This window comes from Mycobacterium sp. IS-1264, assembly GCF_001954195.1.
Lineage (GTDB): Bacteria > Actinomycetota > Actinomycetes > Mycobacteriales > Mycobacteriaceae > Mycobacterium.
This window is the reverse complement of sequence record NZ_MBES01000056.1, coordinates 23,948-48,540: the sequence shown is the minus strand read 5'-3', so window position 1 is coordinate 48,540 and position 24,593 is coordinate 23,948. Positions and strand designations below refer to the sequence as shown.

The window sequence follows — 24,593 nt, the reverse complement described above, 5'->3', positions numbered from 1 at the left end:
GAAGTCTACGCGTCCTCAAAGCAATTGGGCCACAACGCCTTCAATCATCGCTTCCGGGTCTGCCTGAATGCCGACCGCACGCAACTCGCCCCCGATGGCAAGCGACGCGACGCCGTGCACCAACGACCAGAGCGGGCCGGCAATCGAACGCGGGTCCTGGCCAGCGGCCTCCTGACATTGCGTTATCGCCTCGAGCAGGTCGCCGAACGCGCGCTCCGCGGCAACCGCCAGGCTCGGGTGGTCCGCTTTCGAAATCTCGGCGCCGAACATCACCTGGTAGCGGTCCCGATGGTGCACGGCCCAGCGCACATAAGCGCGGCCCAGTTCGACGACCCGCGCCTTCGGATCCGCCACGGCCTCGGCGGCGGCGGCCAGCTCGGCGTGCAGTTCGAGGAACCCCTGTTCCGCGACGGCGGCCAGCAACGAGGCCTTGTCGGCGAAGTGCCGATACGGGGCCGCCGCGCTGACGCCGGCGCGCCGCGCCGCCTCGGTGAGGGTGAACCCTTTCGGCCCCTTCTCGGCCACCAGCGATAGCGCGGCGCTGGTCAGCGCCCGTTTCAGGTCGCCGTGGTGGTAACTATCCCGGCGCGCAGACGTCGTTTTCCGTGCCATGTTGACGACATTAACATTATGGTCTATGTTAATGCTATTCACATCTCCGCAGAGGAGCAGAAATGAGCAAGCAACTGGCGACCATCGAGACCAACCGCGCGGGCGACCGTGACCGGCAGCGGACGGCCGCACGCCTCGGCCAGGCACTCGCGCAGGGCTACCTGGAACTGCACGACTACGACCAGCGCCTGCAGACGGCGTACCAAGCACACACCACCGGGGACCTAAAGCAGCTCCTGACCGACCTTCCCCTCGATCGCATCCGCCGTGCCGACCCTCGCCGCCGCGCCGCCCGCGCGGCCGCGTCCCGCCGCGGCGTGCGCATCCACCTCACCGCCTTCGTCGCGATGGCCGCCATCGTGCTCACCGTGTGGGCAGCGACCGGCGTCGCGTACTTCTGGCCGATCTGGCCCATTTTGGGTGCGGCGATCGGTCTCGTCAGCCACGCCCTGGCCGTCCGGCCGGCCGTGAAAACCGTTGGATATCAAGGAGTTTAGCCATGTCACTCGCCGTCATTACCGGGGCCAGCTCGGGCTTCGGCGCAATCTTCGCCGACCAACTCGCGAAACGCGGCCATCGTCTGGTCCTCGCCGGACGGGACGAGCAGAGGCTCAGCGCGGTCGCGCAACACGTCGGCCAACAAGCCGAACTCGTCGTCGGCGACCTCGGCACCAAAGCCGGCGTCGATGCCCTGATCGCCCACCTCGGCAACCGGGACGTCGACGTACTGGTCAACAACGCCGGGTTCGGCACCTACGGCCCGTTCGCCGAGATCGACACCGAGCGCGAGCACGAACTGGTCGCCGTCAACGTCGACGCGCTCGTACGCCTCACGCATGCGGTCCTCCCCCAGATGCTCAAGCGCGGTCGCGGCGGAATCCTGAATGTCGCCTCCACCATCGCGTTTCAGCCCGGCCCCTACCAAGCCACCTACGGCGCGTCGAAAGCATTCGTGCTGTCGCTCAGTCAGGCCTTGTGGGCGGAGACCCGAAAATCCGGAGTCACGGTGACGGCGTTGTGCCCGGGCCCAACCCGCACCGGGTTCGTCGACGCGCTCGGATCCGACGTTTCGCACACCGCGATCTATCGACGCCTCGCCGCGCCCGAGCCCGTCGTGGCCGCCGGCCTGAAAGCCCTGGACCGAGGCCGGCCCGTCGTCGTACCCGGCTGGCGCAACCGGTTCACGTCCACGTTCAGCCACCTGATGCCCGGCGGGCTCTCGGCGCGGGTCACCGGGCGGATGCTGCGGCCCGCAGAATAACAAACCTATTGCGCCACAACCTATTTCGGACGCACCCCGGCGGCGCGGTAGACGAAGACCGGCTCGACCGGAAAGCGCAACGTCGTGCTCGGCAGCTTCTCCAGCACCTCGTCGGGGATTTTCCTCTTGTAGTTGAGCTTCATCATCCCGCTGCAGGCGCGGTCCACGCCGTGCAACCCGATGTCGATCACCAGACCTTTGCCGGTGATTGTCGCGGTCGCCGGTCCCTTATCGGCGTCCCAACCGCAATCGATGGACCGCAGGTTGGTGTCCCCCCGCGCCGGAAAGGTCGCGACCACCCGCGCATTGCTGAAGGCGAACGCGCCCTTATACCGGGACACCCCGGAGGCCGAAAAGACGCCCGGGACATGGCCGCTGAAATGCCGGCTCACGCCGACATTCCCCGCAAGGAAAATCAGACCCTCGGCTTCGAGCTGCTCACGCAGGTCCGCGGGCACATTGCTCAACCGCGGCCAGTTGCGAAGGAAACCAAACACAGCCAAATTTCTACCGCACCGTCACGGTCGCGTTGTAAGTGCTCTTCGGCGTCGGGTCGCGGCCCACGAAACTGGTGTAGTAGGTGGTGATCGTGGTGATCCCGGGTTTCAGCACCGCGAAGGTCCAGACTTCGGTTCCGGGCGCCCCCAGCCTGTCGCTGCTCGGCTGGACAAACTCGTGACTGGTTTGCTTCAGGATCGTCGTGTCGCCGATCTTCGTCTCGGCCGTCCACCGATACGGCGTGGTGTAGTTCGAGCCCAACTTCAGTGTCAGTGTGTTGCCGACGGCAACGGTGGCGTTCTGCGTGATGACGCTTTGCTTGAGGACGTCATCCATGGAGACCTCAAGGGTCGTGCTGGTCGGGGGGTTCCTGGACTGGAACGTGCAGCCCACCAACGTCGATATAACGAGAATCGCGACGGTCACCAAGAGCCTGATCTTCACGACAGTCATTTGCTTCCATTATGGGGGCTGACCCAGGTCGCCACGTGGTGAGGAGCAGCAGGGCAACCGGCAGCAGCACGGCAATGGTGAGGACGGTTGTCTGCGCGACCGCGTCGGCCGTCGTGAAGTGCTCCAGGTGGCTGACATGAAAGATCAGGTGCGGGACCGCGAACAGCACGTAGGCACCCAGCGCAACCCGGACCATGCGGCGCTCCATCGTTATTGCGGCGACGACGAATACGAGCGCAAGTGAGAGATTCATCGCGCCGTAGTCGCGCATCAGGTGTTCGGAGAACGGCGGCACGAGGGTCACCCAGGGCACATGGTCGTAGAACGCTCGGGGGGCCAGCGTCGCGACGAGTCCGACGGCGAGCGCCACGAATGTGAGAAACCACACTCCGGCACGAAGCACGGCCAGCCGGGCATTCACCGCGACCCCCTGAGTCGCGGTAAGTACGCGCGGATGGCGCCGCGGTACGGCCGTTGACCCGCGTCGACCTGTTCGCGAAGGTACTGCTCGAAGGTGATCGTGCCGTCGGCGTGTTCCGGGGTCATCAGCCCGCCGGCGCCGATCCCGCGAAAGACCTTGCCGGGCAACCGGATCGGGACGATCGGCCGGCGCTTGCCGACGATCGCCAGGTAGCTGCGGGCGAGATCGTCCAGCGCACGCGGCTGCGGCCCGCCGAAATCCGGTGCACGCCCGACAGGCTCGCCGAGCGCCAGTTGGGCCAACCGCACGCCCACGTCGCGCACGTCGACCGGTTGGAACCTCAAGCCCGCCGGCAGCGCCATCACCGGCGGCTTCGCGAGCATCCGCAACAGGAACGCGATCAGATCGTGAAACTGCGTGGCCCGCATCACCGTCAACGGCAGACCCGACTCGGCGATCGTACGTTCATTGGCGAGCACGGCGCGGTAGAAGGCGAATGGAATGCGGTCGATTCCGACGATGGAGACGAACACCAGATGCGGTGAGCCGGCTCGTTTCGCAGCCGCGACCAGGCGCTCGCTGGGAAAGACGCAATGCACGATCGTGTCGATGCCGTCCAGCGCCGCGTCCAATCCGTCGCCGGTTTGCACGTCGCCGACGACGTGCTGAACGTCGGTGGACTGCTGCGGGCGCCGTCCCCGGCTCAGGACGCGGACGTCCTTGCCCGCGGCCGCAAGATGGTCGACGACGATGCGCCCGACGGTGCCCGTGCCGCCGGTTACCAGTACTCGATTAGCCATACCCTTATGAACCGGGCAGCCCGGCCGGACGTGACAACTGCTCGGCAATAAATCTCAGCTTGTCCGGATTGGCCACCACACGCAGCGCCGCTATCCGCTGGCCGCTGATCTCGAAGTACAGGACGGCGGCCAACGTCTCGCCGTCGAATGCCAGCACTGCCGGCTCGCCATTGACGTCAGCGACATCCAGGCGCAGACCGAGCTCAGGCATGTTCCTGCCGAACGCGCCCGCCACGTAGCGGGACACCCGGTCGCGGCCCAGGATCGTGCGCCGCGCGGCGCCCACCTTGCCGCCGCCGTCGGCCGTGGACGTCGCATCGGCGGTCAGAATTTCGACGAGTCCGGTCACGTCGCCCGCGCCGGCCGCGGTGAAGAATCGATCGACCAGGGATCGCCACTGCGCACGGTCCGGCTGGAATCGCTGCCGGGATTCACCCAGCCGTTCCCTCGCGCGCCGGTAGAGCTGCCGGACGTTGATCTCCGACAACTGCAGGATCTCGGCGATCTCTAAGTGGCTGTAGGCGAACGCCTCTCGGAGCACGAACGCCGCGCGCTCGTTGGGTTTGAGGCGTTCCATCAAACTCAGCAGCGCGATCGACACCGACTCGCGCTGCTCGGCGGTTTCCTGCGGACCGAGCGCCCGGTCGTCGGTGAGGACCGGCTCCGGAAGCCACGGGCCGGGATACACCTCGCGGCGAGCGCGCGCCGACGTGAGCCGGTTGAGGCACAGGTTCGTGACGACCTTGGTCAGCCATGCCGGCAGTGATTCGATGTGCGCCGGGTCGGCGGCGTGTAGGCGCAGGTATGCATCCTGTACCGCGTCTTCCGCTTCGCTCGCCGACCCGAGCAGTCGATACGCCAACCAGAACAGGCGCGAGCGCTGAGCCTCGAAATCCTCGACGAGCTCGCTCACCCTGCCCAGCCTGCCACGCCCGGATCCCGATGGCCCGTCCGGCGTTTTGGGGCGCGAGTTTGCTGCAGGTCCGGTAGCTTCTGTCCAATGTTTGGCATCATCCGGCCCTGCCGTCACCGGCTCGGCGACGAGCTCGCGGCCGCGTGGACGGCCCAATTGTGCGGATTGTGTCTGGCCCTGCGCGACGACTACGGCCAGGTCGCGCGGATCGCCACCAACTATGACGGCCTGGTGGTCTCGCTGCTCGTCGAGGCCCAGTCGGCCGGCGAGCCGACCCGCCGCAAAGCCGGACGGTGCCCGCTGCGCGGGCTGCGGCGCGCCGACGTTGCCACGGGTGAGTGTGTGCGGCTGGCCGCGGTGGTGTCGCTGGCGCTGGCCGCCGCTCGGGTTCGCGATCACGTCGACGACCGCGACGGCGTGGTCGGCGCGGTCGGGGTGCGACCGGCCGCGCGTCGCGTAGCCGAGCGGTGGGTGCGTCAGGGCACCGACGCCGGTCACAGCCTGGGCTTCGATACCGGCGTGCTCGTCGCCGCGATGGACCGGCAGGCCGAGCTCGAGGCCACGGCGGGGCCGGGCAGCTCGCTGCTCGCGGTGACCGAGCCCACCGAGACCGCGGTCGCCGAAGCGTTCGCGCACACCGCCGTGCTGGCCGGCCGCCCGGCTAACCAGGAGCCGCTGCGCGAGATCGGCCGGCTGTTCGGGCGAGTGGCGCACCTGCTCGACGCGGTCGAGGACTACCGCGACGACCTGGCGCGCGGCAAGTGGAATCCGTTGGCCGCCACGGAAACTCCTCTGACGGAGGCACGCGCGCTATGCGACGACGCGGTGCTCGGCATCGAATTGGCGCTTGCCGACGTGGAGTTCAGCGACGGACGCCTGGCCCATCGCTTGTTGACGCGCGAGGTGCGCCGGGCGGTCTCGCGCACCTTCACCGGCGCCGGTTACCGAGCGCAAAGCGGAACGCCGCACGGCCAGCAGGAACCGATCAACTTCGGTCCCGGCAATCCCGCCGGCCCAGAGGGCGAAGAACCCGGCGCAGTGGCCAAGCGCCGCGGCGGCGGCGACGGAACCGGTTGCATCTTCTGCTGCGATGGCTGCGACTGTTGTTGCGACTGCGGCGATTGCTGCGACTGCACATAGGCCCGACCCGTGCGGCCGGTTAATGTTGCCGGCCATGACTACCTATGACACGCTCACCTTCGCGCAGGACGGACCCGTCACCCGAATTGTGCTCAACCGGCCGGACGCAGCCAACGGCATCGACGACACGCTGGCGCGTGAGTTGGTCGACGCGGCAGCGCGATGCGACGTCCCCGAGACGAAGGTGGTCGTGCTTAGCGGCGCGGGACGGTTCTTCTGCGCCGGCGGCGACTTGAAGGCGATGGCCGCCTCGCCGCTCGGCCCCGGCCGATTCGTCAAACGCCTTGCCGACGACCTGCACCGAGCCATCTCGACGTTCGCGCGCATGGACGCCGTCCTGATCATCGCGGTCAACGGCGTCGCGGCGGGGGCTGGATTCAGCCTCGCGATGATCGGCGATCTCGTGCTGGCCGCCGAGTCCGCGTCGTTCACCATGGCCTACACCAAGGCGGGCCTCAGCCCCGACGGCAGCTCGTCCTACTATCTCCCGCGGCTGATCGGCGTCCGCCGCACCCAGGACCTGATGCTGACCAACCGGCGGCTCTCGGCCGTGGAGGCGGCGCAGTGGGGACTGGTCACCGAAGTCCTGCCCGACGACGGTCTGGGCGCCCGCGTCGACTCGCTGGTCGCTGAAATGGCCGGCGCCGCAAAAGCTTCCAGCTCGGCGGTGAAGAAACTACTGCTCACGAGTTTCGGTAATGGCCTCGAGGAGCAAATGGAGATCGAAGGCCGGATCATCGCGGCATGCGCCGACAACCCCGACGGCCGCGAGGGCATCGATGCGTTCGTGAACAAGCGGGCGCCGAAGTTCGCCTGAGTCAGTCGGTCTGCGGGCACCCACATGACTCTCGAATCTGATAGCGCATGCGCTATCGCGTTTGAAATTCACCTGCCCCTTCCCTGACGGTGCCCGTGGGGCGGGTGTGACTCAAACCCCACCCGGCGCAGGTCGAGCGCGTCCGGCAGGATGGGCTGGTGTTTGGCCTTGAACTCGTCGTCGCGCTCGTATCTACCGTCATCGTGGGGACGGTCATCGGCCGGCGGTATCGCGTGGGCCCCCCGGTGCTCCTCATCTTGCTCGGCGCACTGGTAGGTGTGATCCCGCACTTCGGTCATGTGCATGTCGACGGCGAGGTCGTGCTGCTGCTGTTCCTGCCCGGGATCCTCTACTGGGAGGGCATCAACACCAGCTTTCGCGAGATCCGAGCGAACGCGCGCATCATCGTCATCCTCAGCGTCGCCCTGGTGATCGCGACGGCGGCCGCCGTGTCGTGGACCGCGCGCTCGCTGGGCATGGACCCGCACGCGGCCGGCGTCCTGGGCGCGGTGCTGTCCCCCACCGACGCCGCCGCGGTGGCCGGCCTCGCCAAAAAACTGCCGCGCCGCCAGCTGACCGTACTGAAGGCCGAGAGCCTCATCAACGACGGCACCGCGCTGGTGCTTTTCGCCGTCAGCGTCCAAGTCGCGATCGGCGGATCGGCCATCAGCCCACTGCAAGTGACCGGCCGGTTCATCCTGTCCTACGTCGGCGGCATCGCCGCCGGGCTGCTAGTCGGCTGCGCGGCCACCTTCATCCGCAAACGAATCGACGCACCCCAGGAGGAAGGCGCCCTGAGTCTGCTGACACCGTTCGCCGCGTTCCTGTTGGCCCAAGCCTTCGACTTCAGCGGTGTGGTCGCGGTCATGGTGTCCGCCCTGGTGCTCGCGTACGCCGGGCCGCTGGTGATCCGTGCCCGCTCCCGCCTAACGGCCTACGGGTTTTGGGACATCGCGACATTCCTGCTCAACGGCTCGCTGTGGGTGTTCGTCGGGGTGCAGATCCCGGGTGCGTTGCGCGGCATCGCGGGCGTCGACGGCGGATTTCGCCACGCCTTGTATCTCGCTCTCGCCATCACCGGGGTGGTCATCGTGTCCCGGATCGTGTGGGGCGAGGTCACCACTCTTCTCATTCGCCTCATCGACCGCCGCGAGTTGCAACGCAGCCGTCGCGTCAACTGGCGCCAGCGGTTCCTCACGGCGTGGGCCGGATTCCGCGGAGCCGTGTCGCTCGCCGCGGCGGTGGCCGTCCCGATGACCACGCTCAGCGGCGCGCCGTTCCCGGACCGCAGCCTGATCATCTTCATCGTGGTCGTCGTCATCCTGGTGACCGTCCTGGTCCAAGGAACCACGCTGCCGGCGGTGGTCCGCTGGGCGAAGATTCCCGACGACGTCACCTACCTACAAGAATTGGAGCTCGCCCGCACCCGCGGCGTGCAAGCCGCCCTCGACGCACTGCCGACGGTTGCCGACGAAGTCGGCATCAGTGACGACCTGCGACGGCGCCTGCAGAAGGAATACGAGGAGAAGGCCGCGCTCGCCCAAGCCACCGAGGACGGTTCGGCGAACAGCCGCCTGCTTAAGGGCAAGGAGAAGGTCCGGCGGGTGCGACTCGGCGTGCTCGAACACAAGCGCCGCGAAATCACCGCGCTGCGCAACCAGAAGGTCATCGACGACATCGTGCTGCGCGAATTGCAGAACGAGATGGATCTAGAGGAAGTGCAGCTGCTCAACGCCGCCGACGACGAGTGAGTTAAATCTACGTCGTCCTCGGTACGTCACACGCGCCTCACGAATCTCGCCGGAGAGGCGGCACCCTTTGTGCCCGCCTCATAGCGACAACTTGAGTACTTGTCATACCGGCAGGCGATCGTTCGGGTATGGAGCTCCACGGAATCGAATTGCGTTACGTGCTAACGATGCACCTTGCCCACAATGGACGAACGACCATCGCCGAAATGATCGATGCACTCGATCGGCAGGGCTTCCGCGTCCGTGGCAGGGCATCAAAGGCCATTTCCGATGCCTTGCGTTGGGAAACCGCACGCGACAGAGCGCGCCGAATCGGGCGAGGCCGGTATGGGCCCGGGTATATCCCGCGCTCGACCGAACACAGAATCCACCAACGCGTGCTGGCTCTGCGGGAGGCAGCGAAATTGTCGCTGTGAGGCGGGCACAACGAGCACCCCTTCCCCCGGGAGGCCAAAGTGACGAATGTGACAACTCAGCGGTAGATGTTCACGCTGCCGGGCAGCCCTAGGCGCATTGGCTCGCCCCGGCCGGTGGCGGCGAGCAGAAAATCGTGTGCCCCCATACCGGTTTGCTGCTCGAAGCGCTCGCTCGAGATGCCCAGCAGCCGCGCGACGGCCGGGTTCGCAGCGGCCTCGTCATCGCGCTGCAGCGCACCGAGCACGAAGTCGACGCTGGCACGCAGGCCAGGGCCGGGATCGAACGGCAGCCCCAAGGCGGCGCGAATGTCGTCGCCGTGGAGATAAGCGTCGTTCAGCAGCGCGTGCACGCCCTGGCCAAGGGTAAGGCCAGGGACCGGGCTTGGCGCCGACCAGGCCGCGTCATCGAACACCTCCGCAAGGCGCGCAAGCGAATCCATTGCACTCCGCAGCCGCCCCGCGAGTGCCTCAGGCGATTCGCCGCGCAGGGCCGCGGCTTGGTCGTCGGGCGTGCGACTGCCAATGGTGCCGCCGACCGTGTCGAGAACCTGGCCCACCACGTGGCCGGCGACGTCGCGCACCTGCCACCCCGAGCAGCGGGTTTCACGGGTCCAGTCCGAATCATCCAGTGCGCCAATGAGTTCGGCGAATGAACGATATTCGTCGAGTAAACCCTGCACGGTCTGGTCTCGATCGGGCCCTGGGCGCGTGATCATCGCAGCGCCGCCGTTACGCTGCGCAGCCGGTGCAGCTGCTCGATGAACCCGTCGGGACCGAGGACACCTATCCGGCAGACCAGATGCCGCGCGCCCGCGTCGATGAAGCTCGCCAGCCGGGCGGTCACGGCGTCGGGTGTACCGGCCGCGAACGTCTGGATTTGCTCGACAACGTCGATGCCGAATCCATATGTCTGGGTTGCGAAGTGATCCAGGGCAGCTCGCCCTCCGTCGGCATCGTCCGTCAATAGCACGGTGACGAACAACGCCGGCGTGACGGCATCGGCGGCGCGCCCAGCACCTTGGGCGGCGGCGCGCACCTCGAGCAGACCCGACCGATAGCCCTGCGGCGTCGGGGGATACGGGAGCCACCCGTCGTACAAGCGGCCGGCTCGAGCCCGCGCACCGGTGGTGTCCGCGGCCAGCCACACCGGTGGACCGGACGCGTTGAACGGGGTGATGCCGGCCGGAATGTCGTCGAGGTGCAGCACGGCGCCGTGAAAAGAGCTGGGCTCCTTGGAGTTCCAGAGCTGGCGCCACAACGCGACGGTGTCGTCGAGGCGCGCGAACCTTCGGGCCCATGGCACCTCCGACGCGGCGTATTCCACCTCGGACAGTCCCGGGAAGCCGGCGCCGACCGCCACCGCCAGCCGCCCACCCGATAGCCGGTCAATCGAGGCCAGCACCTGTGCGGTCTGCACCGGCCGCCGCAGCACCGGCTGTAACGCAGCGGTGCCCAGAGTGATCCGGTCGGTGATGGCGGCCGCTGCCGAGAGAAACGTCAGCGCCTCGATGCGGGGCCGCACCAACGAGTCGTTGGCCCACAGCGAGTCGAACCCCAGCTCTTCGACGGCGCGGGCGAAGTCGAGGAGCCCACGCAGATCGGTACCGGCCCAGGGCTCGGCGGCGAGCGGCGGCATGACACCAATGCAGACTGGCTGATCCATATCGCGATCGTGTCGCCGGGAATGGTGCACGGCAATTCCCTGCAAGGAATAGCGTCCAGCGCGACAAATGAGTTGACTGTTGGCATGTCCGTTTCGGCGCCGGAAGACTTCGGCGCGGTCCTGCGCGAATGGCGCGCCCGGCGCCGGCTGAGTCAGATCGACCTGGCCAACGAGGCCGGCACCACACAGCGGCATCTGAGCTTCCTGGAGCAGGGGCGATCAGTGCCGGGCCGCGAAATCGTCAGCAGGTTGGCCGACTCGCTGCAACTGACGCTGCGGCAGCGCAACGCGCTGCTCTCGGCGGCGGGCTTCGCGCCGGCGCACCCGGAGTCGCCCCCGGACGCGCCGCTGCTGGAACCGGTGCGGGAGGCGCTGCAACACGTCCTCGACGGCCACCTGCCGTATCCCGCGATGGTCATGGACGGGTTCGGCGAACTCGTCGCCGCCAACAGCGCCTTCGGGCTGCTGATCGACGGGGTGCCGGCGTCGCTGCTGAAGCCACCGATCAACGTGTTGCGCGTTGCGTTGCATCCGGAGGGCATGGCGGCGCGGATCGTAAATCTCGACGATTGGCGCCGGCACATCTTGCATGGTCTGCGTGAGCGTGGCCCGCACCCACGGCTCGATGCGCTCATCGAGGAACTGGAGGCGTACGGCCTGCCGGCGCCGGGCGGCAGGCCGATCGAATCGCTCGGCTTCGCTGTGCCGCTGCACCTGCGCTCCCCCGACGGCGACGTACGGCTGGTGGCAACGATTTCGACGTTCGTCACCGCACTCGACGTCACCGTGTCGGAGCTGCGCCTGGAGGCGTTCCTGCCCGCCGACCGCGAGACCGCAGCGATTCTCGCCCGTCGCCACGCCGAGTGAGACGAGCAGGCCTCCGCCGACGAATTCACCCACTGTTCAGGCACCCGTCGGTTCCACATCGTTGAGTGCACAGGCGCGGCGGGTGTCCTCACGGTATGCGTGTCGTACAGGTCGCCAACTTTTATGGCCCGCGCTCCGGCGGCCTTCGCACCGCAGTGGACCGGCTCGGCGCCGAATACTGCGCCACGGGACACGAGGTGTTTCTGATCGTCCCCGGCTCGCGGACCGAGCACACCGAGTTGCGGACGGGTGTCGTACGAATCACCCTGCCCGCCAGGCTGATTCCATTTACCGGCGGCTACCGCGCGGTGATGCCGTGGCCGGTCAAGGCGCTAGTGGAGTCGCTGAAACCCGACGCGTTGGAGGTCTCCGACCGGCTCACGCTGCGATCGCTGGGGCCTTGGGGCCGCGAATTCGGCGCCAAGACGGTGATGATCTCCCATGAGCGCCTGGATCGCCTTGTGGGACAGATACTTCCGCGTCGGGCGGCGGAGAAGTTCGCGGACTTCGCCAATAGGCGCACGGCCGCCAACTACGACACCGTGGTGTGCACCACGGGTTTCGCTCGCGAGGAATTCGACCGTATCGGAGCGACGAACACCGTCACCGTCCCGCTGGGCGTGGACCTGCACACCTTCCACCCGCGGCGGCACTCGTACCTGGTGCGGCGGCGATGGGCCACACCGGAACAGATCCTGCTGGTCCACTGCGGCCGGCTGTCGGTGGAAAAACGCGTCGACCGCAGCATCGACGCGCTCGGCGCCCTCTGCCACGCCGGCGTCGATGCCCGGCTGGTCGTCGTGGGCGAGGGCCCGTTGCGGGCCAGGCTGCAGCGGCAGGCCGCCCGGCTTCCGATCGACTTCACCGGTTTCATCAACGACCGCCACGCGGTCGCGGGGTTGCTCGCCACGGCCGACGTGACGCTGGCACCCGGGCCGCACGAAACGTTCGGGCTCGCCGCGCTGGAATCGCTCGCGTGCGGGACGCCGGCCGTCGTCTCGCGGACGTCGGCGCTGACCGAGATCGTCACCCCCGACAGCGGCGCCCTGGCCGACAACGATCCCTTCGCCATCGCGACAGCCGTCGGCACCATCGTCAGCCGACCCGAGCGGCACCGCCGCAGTTCCGCGCGGCGCCGCGCGGAGAACTTCACCTGGCAACGCGCGGCGGCGGGCATGCTGGCATCGCTGGGAACCGCGTAGCTACGCTCGATCGGTGCAACCGCGCGACCGGGTCCTGATCACAGTCACGGAGCTGGCCGACCTCATCGCGGCTGGCGATCGGCTCACCGTCCTGGATGTGCGTTGGCGCCTCGACGAGCCCGACGGGCGACCGGCGTACCTGGAGGGCCACATCCCGGGCGCGGTGTATGTGTCACTCGAGGACGAGCTCAGCGATCACACCGTTGCCGGCCGCGGACGACATCCGCTGCCGTCGGGCCGCGATCTGGAGTCCGCCGCGCGCCGCTGGGGTATTCGGACCGACGCGACGGTCGTGGTCTATGACGACTGGAATCGCGCCGGCTCCGCGCGGGCATGGTGGGTGTTGACCGCGGCGGGGCTGCCGAACGTAAGGATTCTGGACGGCGGCCTGTCGGCGTGGCGGTCCGCCGGACATGGTCTTGAGTCAGGGCTTGTCGACCCGCAGCCGGGGAATGTGACTGTGCCGCACGACAATTTGTACGCCGGGGGCCGACCGACGTTGACTGCCGAGCAATCGGGCGCCGTGACGATGCTCGACGCCCGCGCGCCGGAACGCTTCCGCGGCGACGTCGAACCCCTCGACCCCGTCGCCGGTCATATCCCCGGCGCGAAGAACCTGCCGAGCACCGCGGTGTTGGCCGCCGACGGTACGTTTGTCGGCGATCTTGCGCTCGCCCAATTGCTTTCCGACCGCGGCATCTCCGATGCCAGCCCCGTGGGTGCCTACTGCGGCTCGGGGGTTACCGCCAGTGTCGTGATCGCCGCGCTCGCGGCGACCGGCCGCGAGGCGTCGCTGTTTCCCGGGTCATGGTCCGAATGGTGTTCGGACCCGAGCCGCCCGGTGAGCCGCGGTCCCGAATAACCCGCTCAGTCGCCCCAGCTCCGCAGGAAAGCCTCGGTTACCCGGGCGGCGTTGCCGGCCGCGACCTTGTAGTAGTGGAAGAACTGGAACGGAAAGCCCGGCAGGTGCAGTGGGTCTCCGGGCCCGTCCGAGATACCGCGGATCCCCAGGAATGGGACGCCGTGTGCGTCCGCGACGGCCTGCGCGGCGGCGGTCTCCATGTCCGTCGCGTCGAAGGCCGGGTCTGCGGCCGACCTGATCTTCAGGTTGCTGAGCAGCGCCTTTCTCAGCCAGGGCAGCGCCGCCTGGAAGAAGTTGCCGGTATGCAAACGCGACCGGTCCGGCGCGCTGCCGGGTTCGCAGCCGAAAACGTTGCCGCCGTTCGGGATGCAGGGGAACGCCGCGCCGTTGTTGTTGTCCCAGCTGCACCCGTCGCCGCCGACGAACACCTGCGGGTAGCGCGGCAGGTTGACGTGCGCCAGTGCGACCGACAGCTTCTCGGCCGTGGCCAGCATGCCGGCGTCGACCGGACGAAATGTCGCGCCCTCGTCCAGCGTCCACCGCGCCGGTACGGCGACATCCGCGATACTGGTGCGCCCGCCGCCGCCGGCGACGCCCGAAAACACCACCGCGGCAATGGAAGTCGCGTGTGCAAAATGCGCGAGGGCGATCTCGGTGGTGTCGGCGGCGTTCACCATGCCGACGCCGGTCATCGCCACGACCACCTTCTTGCCTGCGATCGTGCCGAGGTAAAAGTGCCGGCGGTGGACGACCACCACCGGGTCGGCGTCCAGCGTGGTGTGCGACAGCACCGCGTCGGCCTCGGCCGGAAACGCGGACAAGACCAGCGTTCGCTGTTCACAATCCGGCGTCATGGTGGGGCACTTCCTCGGGCTCGGCAGCGGTCACATTCTAAGTTCCGCCTCGCCACGGGTGGCCTAAAGCTAATCTCAGCGGCGTGCTCGAAGTGATCGAAAAGCGGCCCTCCCACGAATCCGACATACCACTGCTCTTCGTCCACGGCGCTTGGCACGGCGCGTGGTGCTGGGACGAGCATTTCCTCGACTTCTTCGCGGACAAGGGCTACCGATCGCTGGCCCTGAGCCTTCGCGGGCACGGCAAGAGCCCCGCACCCAAGCGCATGCAATTTTGTTCGATGGCGGATCTCGTTGACGACGTCGATTCGGTCGCGAGGAGCCTGCCCAGACCACCCATCGTGATCGGCCACTCCATGGGCGGCTTCGTCGTGCAGAAGTACCTGGAGTCGCACGATGCGCCGGCCGCCGTGCTGCTCGCCCCCGTCCCTGTGAGCGGGGTCGCCGGATTCCTGCTGCGCAGGTTCCGGCGCCACCCGTGGTTGACCGCAACGGAACTGGCGAAGACCAAATCACTGCGCAGCATCGGTGCCACACCCGAATTGGCCCGCGAAAGTTTCTTCTCCGAGCTCACTCCCGATGCCGACCTGGCGCGCTACACCGCGCAGCTCGGCGAAGAGAATCTCGGAAAGCACGTGCTCGACATGCTGTTCCTCAACCTGCCCCGACCCGAACTCATCACCACCCCGCTGTTGGTCGTAGGCGCCGAGAAAGACGGGTGTTTCACGCAGGGGGAAGTCCGCGCGACCGCGCGTGCGTATCGCGTCGAGGCCGAGCTCTTCCCCAAAATGGGCCACGACATGATGCTCGAGCCCGGCTGGGAGGCCGTCGCCCAGCGAATCCACGAGTGGCTCGAAACATGACGGGTCGACTGGCCGGCAAGGTCGCTATCATCACCGGCGCCAGCACCGGACTGGGGCCGGTGCTGGGCTCGTTGTTCGTCCGCGAGGGCGCCCGGGTCCTGCTCGCCGCGCGCCGCGAAGAGCTGGTCCATAGCGCCGCCGAAGCGGCGGGTCCCGGTGCCATCGCGATGCGGGCCGACGTGACCGACGAGCGTGACGTCGCCGCCATGGTGACGCGGGCGGTCGACGAGTTCGGCCAGGTCGACATCCTCTGCAACAACGCGGCCGCGCCCGGACAGGACCGCTGGATCTGGGAGCAGACGCTGGACAACTGGAACGCCACGATCGCCATCGATGTCACGGCGGCGATGCTGTGCACCCGCGAGGTGCTCAACCGGTCGATGTTGCAGCGCCGTCGCGGGGTCATCCTGAACTTCTCCTCGACCGCCAGCTACACCGGCATGGTTCGCAAAACGCACTACGTCACGGCGAAGGCATCGCTTCGCGCGTTCACCAAGGCCGTTGCGCTGGAAGTGGGTTCGTACGGCATTCGGTGTAATTGCATAGTGCCCGGCGCCATCGACACCGAACTGTTTCGCAACTGGGTCCAACGGATGGCCGACGAGCAAGGCGTTGACTTCGCGACTCAGCGCGCAACGTCCCTCAAAGGAGTTGCGCTGCAAGATATTTCCTCTCCCGACGATGTCGCAAACCTGGCGCTGTTCCTGGCCAGCGACGAAAGCCGTACCATCACAGGGCAATCGATTCCCGTCGACGCCGGAGGGTACATGCAGGGATGAGCGCCGCTAAGCTGTCGGTCGCAACGCCGGTGGTGACGATGCTGCCCGGGTCCAGTGGCGATTGGGAGAAGACCGCGTCGATCGACGACCTGGCGCAGATTGCCGAAGCCGCAGACCAACTCGGCTACCACCACCTGACCTGCAGCGAGCACATCGCGCTGCCCGCTGCCGAACGGGCTCGCCGCGGCACGCGTTACTGGGATCCGCTGGCCACGCTAGGCTACCTGGCCGCACGCACCCAGCGAATACGGTTGGCCACGCACGTGCTGGTGCTCGCCTATCACCACCCGCTCGAGATCGCCAAGCGCTACGGCACCCTGGACAAAGTCAGCAAGGGCCGACTCATTCTCGGAGTCGGCGTGGGCAGTCTCAAGGAAGAGTTCGACCTCATCGGGGCGCCGTTTGACGATCGCGGACCGCGCGGCGACGATGCGTTGCGGGCGCTGCGCGCCTCCCTGTCGGTCGTCGAACCGGCATACCGCGGCGAGTTCTATGCGTTCGACGGGATGGTCGTCGACCCCTGCGCCGTCCAGGAACATGTGCCAATCTGGATCGGTGGACGCACGCTGCGCTCGCTGCGCCGGGCCGCGACACTCGCCGACGGCTGGGCTCCCTTCAGCGTGAGCCCGCGCCAGGTCCGAGACTGGTTGGGCCGCTTCGAACTTCGGCCCGGGTTCGAGGTCGTCCTGCCACCCGCGGTGCCGCTGGACGCGATCAACGAACCGGAACGCACCCGCGATGTCCTCGCGGACACCGCCGCACACGGCGCCACCATCGTCAGCGCCTGGTTCACCCACACGTCACTGCAGCATTACCTGGAAAATCTGCACGCGCTCGCGGAGCTGCACGCCCCCGAAGGATCCCCTTGAACCGAGTCAAGGCAGGCGTTTTCAGCCTCACCGCGGCGCCACCACCCGACGACGACGGCAGCTACCTGCGCTGGCACCTGCTGGATCACATGCCGGAGCAATACCAACTGCCGGGCATCGTGCACGGGTTGCGCTGGATCGCCGACGGCGACTACGCCGAGCATCGCTTGGCGGCCGACGGACCGCTCGGCGACGTCGGCAACGCCGTGCACTACCTGGTCGGCGACCCCGTGGAAAAAACCTTCGACGACTTCGTCGTACTCGGTCGCACCCTGCGCGACAATGGCCGCTTCCCCGCCACACGACCGTCGCTGCAAGTGGCCGGGCTGCGCCTCCTAGAGTGGCAATCCGCGCCGCGCGCACTCATTTCCGCGGAGGTCGTGCCGTTCCGGCCGCACCGCGGCATCCTGCTGATCGTCGAAGAGCCCACCAACGGCCGCTCCGACGAGTGGCTGCAATGGCTGCACGCCGAACACTATCCGGCACTGCTCGCCACGCCCGGCACCGCGGGCGCCTGGACATTCGGGTCCACCACCGCCTGGCAGATACCGCGCGGTTGGCGAAGGGACCACCAATACATCACCGTCGTTTACCTCGACGACGACCCGCTCACCGTCACCGGTGCGATGGCGCCGCTGATCGAAGAGCGGTGGCGATCGTCTGCCGTACGACCCGTGTTCGCCGGCCCGCTGCGGACCATGATCAGATGGGAAGCGTGGCCGTGAGACAAATCGTCGTCGGTGTCGTTGTTCTGGTGGCCGTCACGTCGGCCTGTTCCACCAAGAGGGGCGCCCCTCCGGCAAGCTCGAGTCCGGCAGTGTCCGGCGCCACCGTCATGCTCGACCAGCACACCCACACCATCTACAGCAGAGTCGACTGCAGTACCTCCGCGGCGAAACCGAGTGCGACACCGGCGGAGTCGGGAGATCTGACCACCCGCATCACCGTGCATGACGATGCAGCGTCGATATCGCTGGCGCTGTCCGACGAGATACCACCGAGCGTCGACGGCTTCGCCATCTCGCTCAAGGTGGAAGACGGTCAATATCAGTTGCCCTACCAGTCGGTGCAGACTCCGACTCAGGTCCAGGCGAGCAAGGAGGGCAAGAGCTACACGGTGACCGGGGCGGGCCAAGGGTCGGCGCCCGGACAAAGCAGCACGCGTCAGGTGACATTCGGGATTCACGTGACGTGCCCGTGAAGGGCTCTCGCAGTCCCATCGGTCACTACAGTCACCAGAGATATGCGGGTGACCTTTTGCCCGCCTCACAGCGACAACCCCGGCCATTGCTACACCGACGTGCCCCGTTGTCGCTGTGAGGCGGGCAAAATGGCATAGCCCGAACTTTCTGTGACACGTGTTGTCTAACCGCGATTCCCTCTGGGATGCTGGCAGCTTGGACATCTTCGCGGAGTGGCAGAAGGGCAGTACCGAACTTCGTTGGCGGTCGACCACCGCTGCCAACGACGGGCAGGAACTTACCGTGTTCAGCCGCCGCTGCGGCACGCCCGGGGCACCCGCACTGGTACTGGTGCACGGCTTTCCGACGTCGAGCATCGACTACTTCGCCCTGTCAAATGAGCTGAGCGCCGAGTTCGACATGTATCTGCTGGACTTTCCGGGCTACGGATTGTCCGACAAACCACCGGAGCCGTACGTCTATTCGTTGTACGACGACGCGCGCCTGCTCGTCTACGCGATCACCCAGGTGTGGAACCTGAGCCAATACCGCATGCTCACCCACGATCGAGGAAGCAGTGTCGGCATGATCGCGCTGGAGATGTTGGCGACCGACGACCAAGCGGCCGTGCCCGTCGACCTCATCTTGACCAACGCCAACATCTACCTGCCCCTGTCGAACCTCACCGCGTTCCAAACCGCGATGCTCGACCCCGCCACGGGACGCGCCACCGCGGCGGCGACGACGCCGGAGCTGCTCGCGGCCGGCCTGGGAGCCAGCACTTTCATGCCGCGGCGGACGGCGCAGGACCCGGAGATCGCCGCCCTGGCGAAATGTTTCGCCCACAATGACGGCATCCGCGTGCTGCCCGACACGATTCAGTACCTGAACGAGCGCGCCGCCGACGAAACCAGTTGGCTCGAAGCGCTTTCCAGGAGCGAAGTCAACACCACGGTGGTCTGGGGCGTGCACGACAACGTCTCGCCGCTGCGTGTCCCCAACCACGTCTGGCAGGCGTATCTCAAGGACAAGCCCGGTCGAAACCGCTACTGGGTGTTGCCGAGCGCCGATCACTATCTGCAGTGCGACGCCCCCGGGCAATTGGCCCAGATCGTTCGCCTCACGGCCCAGGGGGACGACATTGCGCTCCAGACGCTCGGGAATCAACCCGACGGCGCGGTCCTGGTGGATCAAAGCGCGTGACCGGTTACGGCGACGAGGATCGTCGTGACGCGGTAATCGACGACGCCGGCGACCGGCGTTGGCTGACCCCCGGCGTCGGGGCGGTGGGAGGGGCGAGCTTCTTCTCGGATGCGGGCCACGAGGCCACCACGTCGGTGCTGCCCGCGTTTCTGACCGGCACACTGGGCGCCTCCGCGGCTGCGCTCGGCGTCATCGACGGGATCAGCGACGCGTTGATCGGGGTGATGAAGCTGGTCGGCGGACCGCTCGCCAACGATCCCGACCGGCGAGGACGGGTTTCGTCGGCCGGTTACCTGGGCACCGCGTTGGCGACCGGGGCGATCGGCGCGGCGGTGACGGTATGGCAGGTCGGGATTCTGCGCGCCCTCGCCTGGGTCTCTCGTGGCGTGCGGGGGCCGTCGCGCGACGCCCTGCTGGCGTCCCTGATCCCGGACTCGGCACACGGCAGGGCATTCGGGCTCGAACGCGCCGGGGACAACCTGGGTGCGGTGGTGGGCCCGCTGCTCGCGGCCGGGCTGGTGGCCTGGGTTGGCATCCGCCCCACGCTGTACCTGGCCGCAATTCCGGGGTTGTTCGCCGTGGCCGCGATCCTGGTGGCCGCACGCGAGGCCCGTCGCCGCAACCACTCCAACGGCCGCCCGGCCAGGCGGAGATTCGAGTTCGGTGCTCTGCGCGACGCCGGAATGCTGCGCGCCTTGCTGCCCGTCGCGCTATTCGAATTCGGCAACGTCGCAACAACTCTGCTGATCCTGCGTTCCACTCAGCTACTCACCTCCCCGCACCGGACGGTGACCGCGGCGACATCGCTGGCGATCCTGATCTACGCGCTCCACAACGCGGTCGCCACGGCGGCTTCGCTGATTGCCGGACGATGGTACGACGGGACCGGCCCACGCACGGTATTCGCCACGGGCGCGGCCGTCTATGTCATGGGCTATGCGGTGTTTGCGGTCGGCCCGCACAGCGCGCTAGCCATCGCGCTGGGCTTCGCGCTCGCCGGAGCGGGCATCGGCCTGGCCGAACCCACCCAATCGGCCGTTGTTTCCCAGTTGCTTCCGGACCGGTTGCGCGGCAGCGGATTCGGTGTGCTCGGTGCGGTACAGGCAACGGGTGACGTGGTGGCCACGGTCGTCGCGGGCGTGCTCTACACGGTGGCGTCGCCCGCGGTCGCCTTCGGCTACGCGGCCGCGTGGATGGCCGTCGCGATCGTCGCGTCGGGCCTGCTACGGCCGTCGCGGGCCTAACGACTGGGGCTCGAACGTGACGCTGCAGTCACGTTGGAGCTCGAGCGTGACTGCAGCGTCACGCTCGAGGCGCGATGGGCTTAGGTCAGTCGTTGCGGTGCAGGAAGCCGTGCAGGATCGCCTGGACGAGTTCCTCGACGATGACCTTCCTTGACGGCTGCTTGGTCCCAAAGTACGTCGAACGCAACGCGGCCATGCCGGCGATCATCGCCACCGTTGAATGGGCCGGCAGGTCAGGATGATCCGCGCGCATCCCACGCAAATGCATGCCCTCGGCGCTGATCCGGCCGAGCACCTTCAGCGCCCGCCTGACGTCGGCAATGCCGGCGTCGGCCATTTCCTCCGCGCTCAGCGTCTGCGATGCCATCAGCGTCAACAGCAGACCCTGGTGTTCGACGAACACGTCGTAGAGCTGCCCGACGAAGTGCCCGGCCAAGTCCTCCTCGTTGGTCTCCTCGGGGATAACCGACTGCCACGTCCGGCCGAATTCGTCGACGAAACTGGTGAACGGCAGGACGAGGGCCTCCCGGAACAGCGCTGCCTTCGAACCGAAATGGCGGAACAGCAGGTGTTCGGTGACGCCGGCAGCCTGGGCGATTTCACGCGTCGTGGTGCTGCGGTAGTCCTGACGCGCGAACAGATCTCGCGCCGCGTCGAGCAGGAGCTTGCGCGGCGCGCCGCGGGGTCGGCGCGTGGCGGCCGGGGGCGTCTTCGTCGTGGAGGGTCGCTGGGACACATCTTTTAAGATAGCATCCACTATCTACTCGACCTCGTAGCGAAAGGGGCGCGGACGTGGGCGCTGTCATCATGCTCGGCACGCTGTTCGGCCTGATCGTCCTGATATTCGGTTTGGTGCTTCGCTACGACCCGCAAGCACGCCGGGGTCAAGGGCGCGACCAATGACCACCGCGATGACGCCGTTGATGCAGGCGGCCAGTGGCTTCGCCATCGTGGGGGGCATCGCGTTTACCGCGGTCGGTCTGTACCTGAGCATCCGCCAGGGCCGCGTGCACCCGCTCCTGCTCCTTTGCATCTCGGCGATCTCGTTCTCGTGGATCGAAGCGCCCTACGACTGGGCGATGTACGCACAGTTCCCGCCCGCTATCCCCCGCATGCCGTCGTGGTGGCCGCTGAACGTGACGTGGGGTGGGCTGCCCTTGTTCGTTCCGATCGGCTACATCTCCTACTTCGTGCTGCCCGCCGTGACGGGCGCAGCGCTCGGGCGATGGCTGAGCTCGAAATTCCAATGGCGCAGGCCCACAACGCTATTGACCGTCGGCCTCGTCGTCGGGTTCTGCTGGGCGCTACTCTTCAACGGGTTCCTCGGCGCGAAGCTCGGCGTCTTCTATTACGGCCGCGTGATCTCCGGGCTCGCGATACGTGAGGGGACCATCCATCAGTATCCGCTGTACGACTCCCTCGCGATGGGCATCCAGATGATGGTCTTCACCTACCTCCTCGGGCGGACCGATTCGGAGGGACGAAATGTCATCGAGACGTGGGCCGAGAAAAGGTCGACGAGTCGTCTGCAAGCATCGGTGCTGTCCATCGTCGCCGTAGTCGTCATCGGAAATGTGCTCTACGGCGCGGTTTTCGCACCGCATCTCGTGACCAAGCTGGGCGGCTGGGTGACCGCGGGTCCGACGGGCCAGTTGTTCCCGGGCGTCCCGAACCAACCCAAGTAGGCGCCTAGCCGGTGAAGACCGGCAGCTTCGACCAGCCCCGCACGCTCGACGTGTGTGCCTTGCGGGCGTTGGCGTAGTCGACTTCCCAGTCCGGCCAGCGCTTGATGACCTCCTCCAAGGCGACCCGCGCCTGCATGCGCGCCAACGCCGATCCAAGACAGAAGTGCAGCCCGTGGCCGAAACTGAGATGGGTGTCGCCGCGATGGATGTCGAACTTCTCGCCCTCGGGATACCTACGCTCGTCGCGGTTGGCGGATCCGTTGAGCAACAACATGATCGAACCCTCGGGAATCGTCGTGCCATGAGACTCGACATCGCGGGCGACGTAGCGCGCCTGCACCGGCGAGGGCGCTTCGTAGCGCAAGACCTCCTCGATGGCCATCGGGATCAGCGACGGGTTCTCGACGATCTGCCGCCGCTGATCGGGGTGTTCGGCCAGCAGCTGGCCGGCGAAGCCGATCAGGCGCGTGGTGGTCTCGTTGCCCGCGCCGGCGATCATGCTGGTGTACTGCAGCACCTCGACCCGCGTCAGCCGCCGGGTCGATCCGTCCTCCTCGACTTCGGCGTTGAGCAACTGGGTCATCAGGTCATCGGAGGGGTGGTCCACTCTCCAGTCGATGTAGTCGGCGAACATCTGATAGCTCTGCTCGAAAAACTCTTTCGTGGCGGGCCTGAATGTGCCCTCTCTGAGGGTGAGTGATCGGCCGCCGCGGTCGCGAATCGACTCCTGGCTGTCTTCGGGAATGCCCAGCAGGTAGCCGATCGTGCGCATCGGGATCATCGAACCCAGGTTCTCGACGAAATCGAACCTCCCCGAGCCCACCAACGGGTCGAGCGCACGAACGCAGAACGCCCGGGTCAGCGGCTCGATCGCCTCCATCCGCCGCGGCGTGAAAACCCTTGAGAGCAAACGACGATGCAGATCGTGAATCGGTGGGTCCTCGAAGAGGATGATTCCCGGCGGAACCTCGACACCACTCATGATGATGTCCATGGTGGTGCCGCGGCCGGACCTGAAGGTGTCGAAGTTCATCAGCTCGCGAGAGACATCCTCGTACCGGCTCAACGCGTAGAAGTTGTACTTGTCGTTGTGATACAGCGGGGCTTCGTCGCGCAGCCGCTTCCAGACGGGATACGGGTCGTCGTCGATGTCGAAATCGAACGGGTCGTAGTACACCCCGGTCGCACTGGTCATAGCGATGTCCTCTCCGACAGAGCCTCGGGCAGCACGACCTCGCCAACCCGCTTGAGGTATGGCCACGCGACTTCGGGCGGCAAGCCGCCGCACAACGGCGACAAGTTGAGTACCTGCCCGGAGCGAACCCGCGAAATCGCTTCCGGCACAGAGATGATCACGTGGGACTTTCCGGCCTCGCGCAGCTCGTCCACCGTGGCCACGTGCGAGAAGCCGGCCGTCGTCTCGTCCCCGGGATTCCAGGCGGCATAGGTTCGCACGTCATGCAACAGATGCTCGCCGAGCTCTTCCCACGCCTGGTCCACGTCTTCGGCCACGAAAACGACTGACGGGGTGTCGCGGCTGGGAAACATCGTCGGGCCGGGCGTATGACCGTGCTGGCGGCATGCCTCCTCGTAGGCCTCCTGCATGCCGGGTTCGTTGGCGTTGCCCAGCATGCCCAGGCCGTACCTGCCGGCGCGGCGGGCTGCCGCCAATGTTCCACCGCCCCACATCATCGACGGGCCGCCCACGGTCAGCGGCGTGGGCGTCACCGTGATGCGACGCCCATCCTCGTCAACGGTTTCTCCGGCGAGCAACCGGCGCAACAGCCCGAGCTTTGCGTCGGCGAGCCTGCCGCGCTTGGTGATTTCCAAGCCGAAGTGCTCGAACTCCTCGGGCCGGTACCCCAGTGCCAGGGTGTAGGACGCCCGTCCCCCGCTGATGATGTCGAGGACCGCCATGTCCTCGGCCAGCCGGACCGGGTCGTAGAACGGCAGAATCAGGATCAGGTTCATCGCCAGCCGTTGTGTGCGCGCCGCAATGGCCGGCGCCAGGATCATCGGCGACGGCAGGTACCCGTCCTCGGACCCGTGGTGCTCACACAGCACGGCGGCGAGGCCACCGTGATCCTCAGCCCAGGCACACATCTCGGGCACAGCGGCGTACAGCGCGGCTGGCGGCGCTCCCCAGGAAGGAGCGCGCATATCGAAACGCAGTGTAAACACCCAAACTCCTAGATGACCTAATATTTGTCCACGTACGCTACGTGCCTGCTGAGAGCTG

At 67.0% G+C, this 24,593-nt stretch carries 29 protein-coding genes; 17 read left to right on the top strand and 12 right to left on the bottom strand.

All coding sequences use genetic code 11. From position 1 onward, the window contains the following. Positions 1-15: 15 nt before the first annotated feature. The gene (locus A5744_RS11590; protein ID WP_076061073.1) at positions 16-612 is read right to left on the bottom strand and encodes a TetR/AcrR family transcriptional regulator; all 597 of its coding nucleotides are present in this window, start codon (positions 610-612) and stop codon (positions 16-18) included. Positions 613-674: 62 nt separating this feature from the next. Here A5744_RS11590 and A5744_RS11585 point away from each other — a divergent pair, with 62 nt between their 5' ends. Together A5744_RS11585 and A5744_RS11580 are read left to right on the top strand one after the other, a co-directional pair. After that, positions 675-1,109 carry a DUF1707 domain-containing protein gene (locus A5744_RS11585; protein WP_076061071.1) on the top strand — a complete coding sequence of 145 codons (435 nt, stop codon included), beginning with the start codon at positions 675-677 and terminating at the stop codon, positions 1,107-1,109. 2 nt (positions 1,110-1,111) lie between these two features. Then, complete coding sequence (locus tag A5744_RS11580) at positions 1,112-1,873, top strand: SDR family oxidoreductase (RefSeq protein ID WP_076061069.1); 762 nt, start codon at positions 1,112-1,114, stop codon at positions 1,871-1,873. Between the two features lie 20 nt (positions 1,874-1,893). Here A5744_RS11580 and A5744_RS11575 read toward each other — a convergent pair whose 3' ends face one another. From A5744_RS11575 to A5744_RS11555, 5 genes are read right to left on the bottom strand one after another with little or no spacing between them, the layout of a single operon-like run. Further along, positions 1,894-2,370, bottom strand: coding sequence for a hypothetical protein (locus A5744_RS11575; RefSeq protein WP_083679275.1), 477 nt, complete (start codon positions 2,368-2,370; stop codon positions 1,894-1,896). Between the two features lie 10 nt (positions 2,371-2,380). Continuing rightward, on the bottom strand, positions 2,381-2,815 hold the full coding sequence (locus A5744_RS11570; RefSeq protein ID WP_076061065.1) for a protease inhibitor I42 family protein: 435 nt from the start codon (positions 2,813-2,815) through the stop codon (positions 2,381-2,383). Continuing rightward, positions 2,715-3,245, bottom strand: a complete 531-nt coding sequence (locus tag A5744_RS11565) for a hypothetical protein (RefSeq protein WP_240563026.1) — start codon at positions 3,243-3,245, stop codon at positions 2,715-2,717. The genes A5744_RS11570 and A5744_RS11565 overlap by 101 nt, the downstream gene beginning before the upstream one ends. Then, complete coding sequence (locus A5744_RS11560) at positions 3,242-4,045, bottom strand: NAD(P)H-binding protein (RefSeq protein ID WP_076061063.1); 804 nt, start codon at positions 4,043-4,045, stop codon at positions 3,242-3,244. Before A5744_RS11560 ends, A5744_RS11565 begins: the two co-directional genes overlap by 4 nt. Before the next feature lie 4 nt (positions 4,046-4,049). Then, positions 4,050-4,958 (bottom strand): RNA polymerase sigma-70 factor, encoded by a 909-nt coding sequence (locus A5744_RS11555; RefSeq protein ID WP_076061061.1) that lies wholly within the window; start codon positions 4,956-4,958, stop codon positions 4,050-4,052. Positions 4,959-5,045: 87 nt separating this feature from the next. On the opposite strand from A5744_RS11555, the gene A5744_RS11550 reads away from it, so the two are divergent. The 4 genes from A5744_RS11550 to A5744_RS25015 all read left to right on the top strand — a co-directional run bounded on the left by A5744_RS11550 (position 5,046) and on the right by A5744_RS25015 (position 9,082). Then, the gene (locus tag A5744_RS11550) at positions 5,046-6,098 is read left to right on the top strand and encodes a DUF5685 family protein (RefSeq protein WP_076061059.1); all 1,053 of its coding nucleotides are present in this window, start codon (positions 5,046-5,048) and stop codon (positions 6,096-6,098) included. Positions 6,099-6,132: 34 nt separating this feature from the next. Then, positions 6,133-6,915 carry an enoyl-CoA hydratase-related protein gene (locus tag A5744_RS11545; protein ID WP_076061197.1) on the top strand — a complete coding sequence of 261 codons (783 nt, stop codon included), beginning with the start codon at positions 6,133-6,135 and terminating at the stop codon, positions 6,913-6,915. 158 nt (positions 6,916-7,073) lie between these two features. Next, positions 7,074-8,666, top strand: a complete 1,593-nt coding sequence (locus A5744_RS11540; protein WP_076061057.1) for a Na+/H+ antiporter — start codon at positions 7,074-7,076, stop codon at positions 8,664-8,666. 128 nt (positions 8,667-8,794) lie between these two features. Then, positions 8,795-9,082, top strand: a complete 288-nt coding sequence (locus A5744_RS25015; RefSeq protein ID WP_076061055.1) for a hypothetical protein — start codon at positions 8,795-8,797, stop codon at positions 9,080-9,082. Between the two features lie 56 nt (positions 9,083-9,138). Here A5744_RS25015 and A5744_RS11530 read toward each other — a convergent pair whose 3' ends face one another. Both A5744_RS11530 and A5744_RS11525 read right to left on the bottom strand, forming a co-directional pair. Then, a complete protein-coding gene (locus A5744_RS11530) occupies positions 9,139-9,798 on the bottom strand; it encodes a maleylpyruvate isomerase family mycothiol-dependent enzyme (protein ID WP_076061053.1) in 660 nt (219 codons plus the stop codon). Next, positions 9,795-10,745 (bottom strand): LLM class flavin-dependent oxidoreductase, encoded by a 951-nt coding sequence (locus A5744_RS11525; protein ID WP_076061051.1) that lies wholly within the window; start codon positions 10,743-10,745, stop codon positions 9,795-9,797. The genes A5744_RS11530 and A5744_RS11525 overlap by 4 nt, the downstream gene beginning before the upstream one ends. Before the next feature lie 84 nt (positions 10,746-10,829). Here A5744_RS11525 and A5744_RS11520 point away from each other — a divergent pair, with 84 nt between their 5' ends. From A5744_RS11520 to A5744_RS11510, 3 genes are all read left to right on the top strand, one after another. Further along, positions 10,830-11,612 carry a helix-turn-helix transcriptional regulator gene (locus A5744_RS11520; protein WP_076061049.1) on the top strand — a complete coding sequence of 261 codons (783 nt, stop codon included), beginning with the start codon at positions 10,830-10,832 and terminating at the stop codon, positions 11,610-11,612. 95 nt (positions 11,613-11,707) lie between these two features. Continuing rightward, on the top strand, positions 11,708-12,814 hold the full coding sequence (locus A5744_RS11515; RefSeq protein ID WP_076061048.1) for a glycosyltransferase: 1,107 nt from the start codon (positions 11,708-11,710) through the stop codon (positions 12,812-12,814). A gap of 13 nt (positions 12,815-12,827) precedes the next feature. After that, the gene (locus tag A5744_RS11510) at positions 12,828-13,676 is read left to right on the top strand and encodes a sulfurtransferase (RefSeq protein ID WP_076061046.1); all 849 of its coding nucleotides are present in this window, start codon (positions 12,828-12,830) and stop codon (positions 13,674-13,676) included. A gap of 5 nt (positions 13,677-13,681) precedes the next feature. Here A5744_RS11510 and A5744_RS11505 read toward each other — a convergent pair whose 3' ends face one another. Next, entirely contained in the window at positions 13,682-14,530 is an 849-nt protein-coding gene (locus tag A5744_RS11505; RefSeq protein WP_076061044.1) for a hypothetical protein, read from the bottom strand. An 83-nt stretch (positions 14,531-14,613) separates the two neighbouring features. Between A5744_RS11505 and A5744_RS11500 the strand changes: the two genes are divergently transcribed. The 7 genes from A5744_RS11500 to A5744_RS11470 all read left to right on the top strand — a co-directional run bounded on the left by A5744_RS11500 (position 14,614) and on the right by A5744_RS11470 (position 20,669). After that, complete coding sequence (locus A5744_RS11500; protein WP_076061042.1) at positions 14,614-15,393, top strand: alpha/beta fold hydrolase; 780 nt, start codon at positions 14,614-14,616, stop codon at positions 15,391-15,393. Continuing rightward, entirely contained in the window at positions 15,390-16,172 is a 783-nt protein-coding gene (locus A5744_RS11495) for an SDR family oxidoreductase (protein ID WP_076061040.1), read from the top strand. The genes A5744_RS11500 and A5744_RS11495 overlap by 4 nt, the downstream gene beginning before the upstream one ends. Next, entirely contained in the window at positions 16,169-17,041 is an 873-nt protein-coding gene (locus tag A5744_RS11490) for a TIGR03619 family F420-dependent LLM class oxidoreductase (RefSeq protein WP_076061039.1), read from the top strand. The genes A5744_RS11495 and A5744_RS11490 overlap by 4 nt, the downstream gene beginning before the upstream one ends. Then, entirely contained in the window at positions 17,038-17,766 is a 729-nt protein-coding gene (locus tag A5744_RS11485; RefSeq protein ID WP_076061038.1) for a hypothetical protein, read from the top strand. Before A5744_RS11490 ends, A5744_RS11485 begins: the two co-directional genes overlap by 4 nt. Beyond that, positions 17,748-18,242, top strand: coding sequence for a lipoprotein LpqH (locus A5744_RS11480; protein WP_076061036.1), 495 nt, complete (start codon positions 17,748-17,750; stop codon positions 18,240-18,242). The genes A5744_RS11485 and A5744_RS11480 overlap by 19 nt, the downstream gene beginning before the upstream one ends. A 196-nt stretch (positions 18,243-18,438) precedes the next feature. Next, entirely contained in the window at positions 18,439-19,425 is a 987-nt protein-coding gene (locus A5744_RS11475) for an alpha/beta fold hydrolase (protein WP_076061035.1), read from the top strand. Beyond that, positions 19,422-20,669 carry an MFS transporter gene (locus A5744_RS11470; RefSeq protein WP_240563025.1) on the top strand — a complete coding sequence of 416 codons (1,248 nt, stop codon included), beginning with the start codon at positions 19,422-19,424 and terminating at the stop codon, positions 20,667-20,669. Before A5744_RS11475 ends, A5744_RS11470 begins: the two co-directional genes overlap by 4 nt. Positions 20,670-20,754: 85 nt before the next feature. Here A5744_RS11470 and A5744_RS11465 read toward each other — a convergent pair whose 3' ends face one another. Then, positions 20,755-21,405 carry a TetR/AcrR family transcriptional regulator gene (locus tag A5744_RS11465; protein ID WP_076061033.1) on the bottom strand — a complete coding sequence of 217 codons (651 nt, stop codon included), beginning with the start codon at positions 21,403-21,405 and terminating at the stop codon, positions 20,755-20,757. A gap of 163 nt (positions 21,406-21,568) precedes the next feature. On the opposite strand from A5744_RS11465, the gene A5744_RS11460 reads away from it, so the two are divergent. Continuing rightward, on the top strand, positions 21,569-22,354 hold the full coding sequence (locus tag A5744_RS11460) for a spirocyclase AveC family protein (protein WP_076061031.1): 786 nt from the start codon (positions 21,569-21,571) through the stop codon (positions 22,352-22,354). 4 nt (positions 22,355-22,358) lie between these two features. Here A5744_RS11460 and A5744_RS11455 read toward each other — a convergent pair whose 3' ends face one another. Together A5744_RS11455 and A5744_RS11450 are read right to left on the bottom strand one after the other, a co-directional pair. Next, the gene (locus tag A5744_RS11455; RefSeq protein ID WP_076061029.1) at positions 22,359-23,549 is read right to left on the bottom strand and encodes a cytochrome P450; all 1,191 of its coding nucleotides are present in this window, start codon (positions 23,547-23,549) and stop codon (positions 22,359-22,361) included. Then, positions 23,546-24,535 (bottom strand): LLM class flavin-dependent oxidoreductase, encoded by a 990-nt coding sequence (locus A5744_RS11450; protein ID WP_076061028.1) that lies wholly within the window; start codon positions 24,533-24,535, stop codon positions 23,546-23,548. The genes A5744_RS11455 and A5744_RS11450 overlap by 4 nt, the downstream gene beginning before the upstream one ends. Positions 24,536-24,593: the final 58 nt, after the last annotated feature.